This is a genomic window from Streptomyces sp. NPDC026659 (assembly GCF_040638245.1).
GTDB lineage: Bacteria > Actinomycetota > Actinomycetes > Streptomycetales > Streptomycetaceae > Streptomyces.
The window spans coordinates 418,730-425,854 of record NZ_JBEZXY010000008.1; the positions used below are offsets into that span (position 1 = coordinate 418,730).

General features: G+C 68.5%; 5 protein-coding genes and 1 CRISPR repeat array. Of the genes, 3 read left to right on the plus strand and 2 right to left on the minus strand.

Annotation, left to right across the window (positions count from 1 at the left end; genetic code table 11):
- Position 1: 1 nt before the first annotated feature.
- The 3 genes from cas6e to cas2e are packed head-to-tail and all read left to right on the plus strand — an operon-like array spanning position 2 to position 2,101.
- On the plus strand, positions 2–799 hold the full coding sequence (gene cas6e / locus AB0E91_RS22400) for a type I-E CRISPR-associated protein Cas6/Cse3/CasE (protein WP_361784545.1): 798 nt from the start codon (positions 2–4) through the stop codon (positions 797–799).
- Entirely contained in the window at positions 792–1,790 is a 999-nt protein-coding gene (gene cas1e / locus AB0E91_RS22405; RefSeq protein WP_361784548.1) for a type I-E CRISPR-associated endonuclease Cas1e, read from the plus strand. Before cas6e ends, cas1e begins: the two co-directional genes overlap by 8 nt.
- Positions 1,787–2,101, plus strand: coding sequence for a type I-E CRISPR-associated endoribonuclease Cas2e (gene cas2e, locus AB0E91_RS22410; RefSeq protein WP_361784551.1), 315 nt, complete (start codon positions 1,787–1,789; stop codon positions 2,099–2,101). The genes cas1e and cas2e overlap by 4 nt, the downstream gene beginning before the upstream one ends.
- 44 nt (positions 2,102–2,145) lie before the next feature.
- Positions 2,146–4,559: direct repeats of the CRISPR family, unit length 28 nt; unit sequence GTCGTCCCCGCGCTCGCGGGGGTTGCTC.
- A 509-nt stretch (positions 4,560–5,068) separates the two neighbouring features.
- On the opposite strand, the gene AB0E91_RS22415 is transcribed toward cas2e, so the two are convergent.
- A complete protein-coding gene (locus AB0E91_RS22415; protein WP_361784629.1) occupies positions 5,069–6,088 on the minus strand; it encodes a nucleotidyltransferase in 1,020 nt (339 codons plus the stop codon).
- A gap of 78 nt (positions 6,089–6,166) precedes the next feature.
- Positions 6,167–6,727 carry a hypothetical protein gene (locus AB0E91_RS22420; RefSeq protein ID WP_361784554.1) on the minus strand — a complete coding sequence of 187 codons (561 nt, stop codon included), beginning with the start codon at positions 6,725–6,727 and terminating at the stop codon, positions 6,167–6,169.
- Positions 6,728–7,125: the final 398 nt, after the last annotated feature.

A 7,125-nucleotide genomic window follows, 5' to 3' on the forward strand; every position in this document is an offset into this window, starting at 1 on the left:
CATGCCGTACCTGTCGAAAATCGCGCTCAACCCACGCCGCCGCCACGCCGTCGCGCTGCTCGCCAACCCCCACCGCCTGCACGCTGCCGTCCTGAGCGGACTGGCCGTACAGCCCGTCACCGAACGCGTCCTGTGGCGGCTGGACACCAACTCCGCCCACCGCGCCGAAGTCCTCGTCCTCACCGACAGCCGACCCTCCTGGCACCACCTCGTGGAGGAGGCCGGCTGGCCCGACGCCGACGGCGGCCAGCCGCTCATCGCCGACTACACCCCTCTGCTCCAGCGCCTCGCTCTGGGCAAGGAGTTCACCTTCCGGCTCACCGCCAACCCGGTCCAGCACGTACAGAACCCGGAGAAGCCCAGCACCGAGCAGACCGAACGTCTGAAGGAGGCGAGCGACCGCCCCGGCAAACGCCGCGGCATCCGCGTCGCCCACCGCACCGCCGCCCATCAACTCGCCTGGCTCCTCGCGCGAACGGAACGCCACGGCTTCACCATCCCCGCCACCACCACCGCACCAGGTATCGACCTCGGCGCCATCCACGAAGGCAGCTCTGACTCGGCACCCCCGGCTGAGGCACCGGCCGTCTCCATCACGGCCCGCGAGACCCTCCGCTTCCACAAAAACGCCCGCGGCGCGCAGGTCACCCTGTCCACCGCCACCTTCCAGGGACGCCTCCGCGTCACCGACACCGACGCCCTCCGCGACACCCTGCTCAACGGCATCGGCCCGGCCAAGGGATACGGCCAAGGACTCCTCACCCTCGCCCCCCTCCCGGACGAGACACACCATGGCTGAACCCTGGTGGCGCACCGGCCCACAAGACGTCCACCGCATCGAAGACCGCGTCTCCAGCCTCTACGTCGAACGCTGCCACATCGACCGGGACGACAACGCCATCGTCCTGATCAACAAAGCGCGCATCGTCCACGTCCCCGCCGCCTACCTCGCCGTCCTCCTCATCGGCCCCGGCAGCCGCATCACCCACGCAGCCGTCGCCCTGCTCGCCGACTCGGCCACATCCGTGTGCTGGGTCGGCGAGCACGGCGTGCGCCTCTACGCCTCCGGCCTCAGCACCGCCAGGGGCTCTCAACTCCAGCTCCGCCAGGCATGGCTCGTCACCCGGCCCAAAGAACGGGTCACCGTGGCCCGCCGCATGTACGAGCTGCGATTTCCCGGCGAGAGCACCACCGGCCTGACCCTTCAGCAGCTACGGGGCAGAGAAGGCAGCCGCGTGCGCAAGCTCTACGCAGAGCATTCCGCACGCACTGGCGTGCCCTGGACCAAGCGCGACTACAAACCCGGCGACGCATTCGCCGCCGGCGACGACGTCAACCGCGTACTCTCCGCCGCCAACTCAGCCTTGTACGGCATCTGCCACGCCGTCATCACCGGTATCGGCGCCAGCCCGGCCCTCGGCTTCGTCCACACCGGCTCGGCCCTCTCGTTCGTCCTGGACATCGCCGACCTCTACAAAGCCGAGCACACCATCCCGCTCGCCTTCGATCTCACCGCCAACGGGCTCACCTCCGAACGAGACGCCCGCACAGCCCTGCGCGACACCGTTGTCCAGCACAAACTCCTCCCACGCATCGTCAACGACATCAAGAACCTCCTCATCCCCGACAACCCCGACCTACTCGATGAAGAAATCCACGGCCTCTGGAACGAGGACAACACCACCGCCAGCGGCGGCCGCAACTGGTCCGACCCCTTCGCAACAGACGCCCACGTCGACGTCGTCCCGCCCACGGACAACCCCAGCAACGTCCGCGGGGCCGGCGGATGAGCGCCGGGACCACCGTCATCATCCTCATCGCCGCACCCCCGGGCCTGCGGGGCCATCTCACCCGCTGGTTCGTCGAAGCCGCCCCCGGCGTCTACGTCGGAACCCCCAACCCGCGCATCCGCGACCGTCTCTGGACGCTCCTCGCCCAACGCATCGACAGCGGGCAGGCCATCATGATCGAACCAGCTCCCACCGAGCAGGGCTGGTCAGTAAGAACAGCTGGCCACGACCGCTGGACACCCGTCGACTTCGACGGCCTCGCCCTCATGGCCCGCCCGCGCAGCAACGACAAGCACGCCGAATCCAAGTAAATGAAAACGCACCACCAGCTCGACAAACCACCAGGTCAAGAAGTGTCGTCCCCGCGCTCGCGGGGGTTGCTCTCCAGACGCCCATGGGCAGGGGGCCGAGCTTCTGTCGTCCCCGCGCTCGCGGGGGTTGCTCGAGATTCGCGCGGCCGTCACCTCGCTCCCGAAGGTCGTCCCCGCGCTCGCGGGGGTTGCTCTAGAGAGTGAGAGGGTGCACGCGTAGGCCACTGGTCGTCCCCGCGCTCGCGGGGGTTGCTCGCGCGGCCCCAAGTGCCTGGTGTGCGAGGACACGTCGTCCCCGCGCTCGCGGGGGTTGCTCGAAAGTCACGGAAACGATCACCGGGCGTGCCGGGTCGTCCCCGCGCTCGCGGGGGTTGCTCCTCCCCGGCCGCTACCAAGCGCCGCCTGTGCAGGTCGTCCCCGCGCTCGCGGGGGTTGCTCACCGTACGGCCAGGCGCCGCCCTCGCCGGTGCCGTCGTCCCCGCGCTCGCGGGGGTTGCTCCGGCGCCCCGGTCGTCGGCCCGTTCTCGGGCTAGTCGTCCCCGCGCTCGCGGGGGTTGCTCCCGGTCAAAGGAAATGGCAACCGAATGCGCGATGTCGTCCCCGCGCTCGCGGGGGTTGCTCCTCGTGTCGTACGGGCTCATGGCGGACCGGGCGGTCGTCCCCGCGCTCGCGGGGGTTGCTCGGTGTAACAGGATCAGGCATCCCGACGTTCCCAGTCGTCCCCGCGCTCGCGGGGGTTGCTCGCGGGAGGGGGCCCTACGCGTGCGCGCGCGAGGGTCGTCCCCGCGCTCGCGGGGGTTGCTCCGGCCACCGCATCACCCTGAACGACGGCACCATGTCGTCCCCGCGCTCGCGGGGGTTGCTCGCTCGTCGGCATCGTCAACCCCGACGAGATCACGTCGTCCCCGCGCTCGCGGGGGTTGCTCGTACCGCTGCACGTCCTTCCAGCCCGTCTCCTGGTCGTCCCCGCGCTCGCGGGGGTTGCTCTCGGGCAGGTCCAGGCAGCGGCCCGACTGCGGGGTCGTCCCCGCGCTCGCGGGGGTTGCTCGACCCTGCTCCGGCAGATCCTCACCATGGGCCCGTCGTCCCCGCGCTCGCGGGGGTTGCTCCGCCTCGCGGACGGCGGTGGAGCCGGTGTAGGTGTCGTCCCCGCGCTCGGGGGGGGTTGTTCGGCGTCGGTGCTGCCGCTCCGCCTCGCCGTACAGTCGTCCCCGCGCTCGCGGGGGTTGCTCGCCCACCGGCCAGGGCGACCTCTACGCCAGCGAGTCGTCCCCGCGCTCGCGGGGGTTGCTCGGTCGACGGGTTCGCGGTGCCGCTGCCCGCCTGGTCGTCCCCGCGCTCGCGGGGGTTGCTCGGCCCGGTTGCCGTCGACGGTTGCCTCGTCGTCGGTCGTCCCCGCGCTCGCGGGGGTTGCTCTGCGGATACGCCGTCGTAAGCTGATTCCGCGAGGTCGTCCCCGCGCGCGCGGGGGTTGCTCCTACACCGCCCCCCACGCCACCCTGAACAGGGTGTCGTCCCCGCGCTCGCGGGGGTTGCTCATACCGGGTCCATGTTCACGGCATGACGCAGCTCGTCGTCCCCGCGCGCGCGGGGGTTGCGGCCACCGGTGCCGTCGTTACGGTCACCCGTGTTCGTCGTCCCCGCGCGCGCGGGGGTTGCTCGTGGCGGGATGCGTTCACCTGGTGGTGAGCGGTGTCGTCCCCGCGCTCGCGGGGGTTGCTCCGAAGCTGGCCGGCGGATCGGTCGGGGCGCTGGGTCGTCCCCGCGCTCGCGGGGGTTGCTCCGGAAGGTGGATCTGATGCCTGACGAGCAGCCGGTCGTCCCCGCGCTCGCGGGGGTTGCTCTCACACGGTGCGCGTCATGCACCGTGAGTGTGTGTCGTCCCCGCGCTCGCGGGGGTTGCTCCGGCGTGTGCTTCGGCTGCAACGGACTGGGTCTGTCGTCCCCGCGCTCGCGGGGGTTGCTCCGCCGCGTTGTTGAGCGTCACGCCGCTCTGGATGTCGTCCCCGCGCTCGCGGGGGTTTGCTCGACGTGTCTGTGGAGTCCGCCGTCAGGCTTGAGATCGTCCCCGCGCTCGCGGGGGTTGCTCGCCGGTGAAGCGCGGCATCGCCGACGCAGTCCAGTCGTCCCCGCGCTCGCGGGGGTTGCTCCAGCCCCTACGGGTACGCGCCGCTCGAGAGCATGTCGTCCCCGCGCTCGCGGGGGTTGCTCACCCTGGTGGATGAGTTCGGCGACATCGGCGCGGTCGTCCCCGCGCTCGCGGCGGTTGCTCCCGCATAGACAGCGAGGTCCGGACAGCAGCTCCGTCGTCTCCGCGCTCGCGGGGGTTGCTCCAGGCTGACCCTGTGGGTGACCCGCACCAACACGTCGTCCCCGAGGGCGCGGGGGGGGGTGCTCCTCCTCGGCGCCTCGGCTCTGGACGACACGTAGGTCGTCCCCGCGCCGGCGGGGGTCGCTCCTCTCCCTCAGGTTGCTTGACCAACTCGGTCGAGACCAAGATCCGGACCATACGCGGGCCAACCTTCCACCAATCGCTGCCCCAGCCTTCGTTTTCCCAGGTCACCGGGCCATGCAGGCTGTACCACCAGCAGACCAAGAACATTCTTTGTTCTTACAGCCCTAAGAAACTTGGGTTCTTCTAGAGCCTCAAGTTGGGCGCCTGGAACAAGCTTTGCCCATCTAGGAACCCACAGCCCGCAGCCACTGTCCGCGGTCATGAAGTAACCCTCCGGACTCGTTCGCCGCGAATGTGCGCGCGTCCCGGACCAGCCACGGACCAGCTGGGTCGCTACATTGCGTTGCCCGCGACGGGGGAAAGCGAAGAAGCGCGGACGCCGTCGGGTGACAGACGTGAGCTCGAGGTCGTCGAGCAGCTGCTCATGCTTCAACCCTAGGGGCGGATGCGTCTGATGCGACGAGACCCCGGCAGGTGCGTCGGGGCCTCGTCACGCTCCGAGGATCGGTTCCCTACAAGGCGTTCGCCCTCTTGACGCTCGTGTTGCCGATCGGCACGTCGATCCGGTCCCGAGCGACGACGACCCCGTCCTTGACTACGTAGCACTCGACGACGTGCTCGCCTTTGAAGTCCGAGTGCTCGATGCGGACTCCCCGCTTGCTCGAGTCGACGATCTGGCCGCGGATCGCGTCCCGCCGCTCGGCTTCCGGACCACGATTGAGCACCTTCCACTTCAGCGTGCAGGGCTCCCCGACCGAGCAACTGGTGACCACGAACCTCAAGCCCTTGTCGGCCTTGAGCAGGATCCCGCCGCGACGCATCGCGCGAAGCCAGGTCGGACGCCATCCGGCCTGCGTGACCTCGCAGTCGATGGACACAGCCTCAGATACGTCGACCGGGAACTCATCCTCGACGAACTCCTCGGTGTCCCTGAACGACCGGGACGACTCGCTCGCGCTCTTCGCCAGCGGCACCGACGTGCCGAAGACCTCGCGCCACTTCTTATTGGCTGATGTCTTGCCTTCGTCCGCGATCGCCTCGAGGCATCGGTTGTACGCCTTCTTCGCCTTCGACTGGAACTGCGCCTTGACGTGGACCCGCTGTCGGCTGCCCAGCGCCAGGTAGTACTCCCGTTCTGCCTGGTCCTTGAGGAATTCGAAGAAGTCACGGGCCATCAGGTCGAACGAGCCTGTGCCCGCTGCGTCGTAGTCGTCGGTCTGGTCGAAGAAGTTGTAGACGAGGGTGTCGATGAGCAGGCCGCCCATGTTTACGCCGTTCGCGTTCTTCCATGCCCGTGCCATCCGGGCGAGGTGGCGCATGTTCGTCGAGGTGCGGTCGTTGCACTCCTTGGTCGCGGCGATCTCCTCGCGCGGCTTGGTGACCTTCCAGCCCTCAGCCTTCGTATCCGGGTAGGCGAAGCTGCCGTCGACGTTCCCGAACGCCGGCTGGACCTCGAACTTGAAGGCGTTGGACGTGAACCGCACTCGCACGACACACTGGTCGACGCGGATCTCCGTGTTCTTAGAGGGCAGTTCGTGAGTTGATGTCCGTTTCGGGGTGAGGCTAGGACAGGGCTTGCTGGTCGCGGGTCAGGTTCGCGCACGCGGTGGTTATGGCTCCGTACTGCTACGCCTTGTCGCCAGATACTGCGCTGCACGGGCTGCGAGCTCTGGGTTGTCCTTCAGGGACTGGACCAGGCTGTGCGCCATTCGCTGAGTCCGCGCACCGATGCCGAACTTGATGACGGGCCTGTCCCCTTGCCAGTCGATCTGCGGTTCGGGCGGTGTCTTGAAGCCCATCTGAGCCGCGTCCCAACCCCAGCGGGCGGCGCTACGCATCAGCTCTTCAGCGGCTTCCCTGCGCATCTGCACGACTGCTTCGTCGGTGGGTACCGCCGTCTCTGATTCGGAATCTGGGGCGGCGATCCCGGTGATGGCTGCGGCAAGCTGTTCATCTGGTGCGGTAACGGTCGCGGCGGCGCGCTCCGACCCTGCCATGGTGAGCTCAAGCTCCTGGCCGGCGATGTTCGCCCGCACATTGCGACTGTTGAGCCAGCGAGCGAGTGCTTTCCCCTTGTCTGGGTCCCGCTTGAACGCACGCGTCACGACGATGAGTCCTATAAGCACCGTGACGGGCCATTTCAGGGATGAGATGAACTCAAGGATGCTCACGCCTGCAGTGTGGTGGGGTTTGCGGTCTCGCTGAGGACGTCGTTACCGATTCGTTCACAGCGCCTGCGGCCCCGGGGCCGCAAGTGTGTGCCCCGCATCCTCGCCGTCTTCGACCAGGCCACCACTCGACCACGACCATCGAAGGTACCCGCGCCAAGCCGATACGCCTCGCCGGTCTCGACATCCTCACCGAGACCGACACAGGCAACTTCGCCAGGCAGCAGTAGGCGACCAAGGCGCCCGCGACCAGCAGCCCTGCCCCAACCTCACTCCGAAACAGACATCAACTCACGAACCGCCCTCTTACAGCGGCTAACAGAATGAGCCGGGCTGATCTACAGAGATCCCGGCTCGCCGTCAGCGACGAACCGCTTCAGGGATCGCTCCAGCAGTTCCAG

Bases quoted from the DNA above. Each gene is read 5' to 3' on its own strand.
- cas6e (WP_361784545.1), top strand. From the start codon at position 2: ATGCCGTACCTGTCGAAAATCGCGCTCAACCCACGCCGCCGCCACGCC.
- cas2e (WP_361784551.1), top strand. From the start codon at position 1,787: ATGAGCGCCGGGACCACCGTCATCATCCTCATCGCCGCACCCCCGGGC.
- cas1e (WP_361784548.1), top strand. From the start codon at position 792: ATGGCTGAACCCTGGTGGCGCACCGGCCCACAAGACGTCCACCGCATC.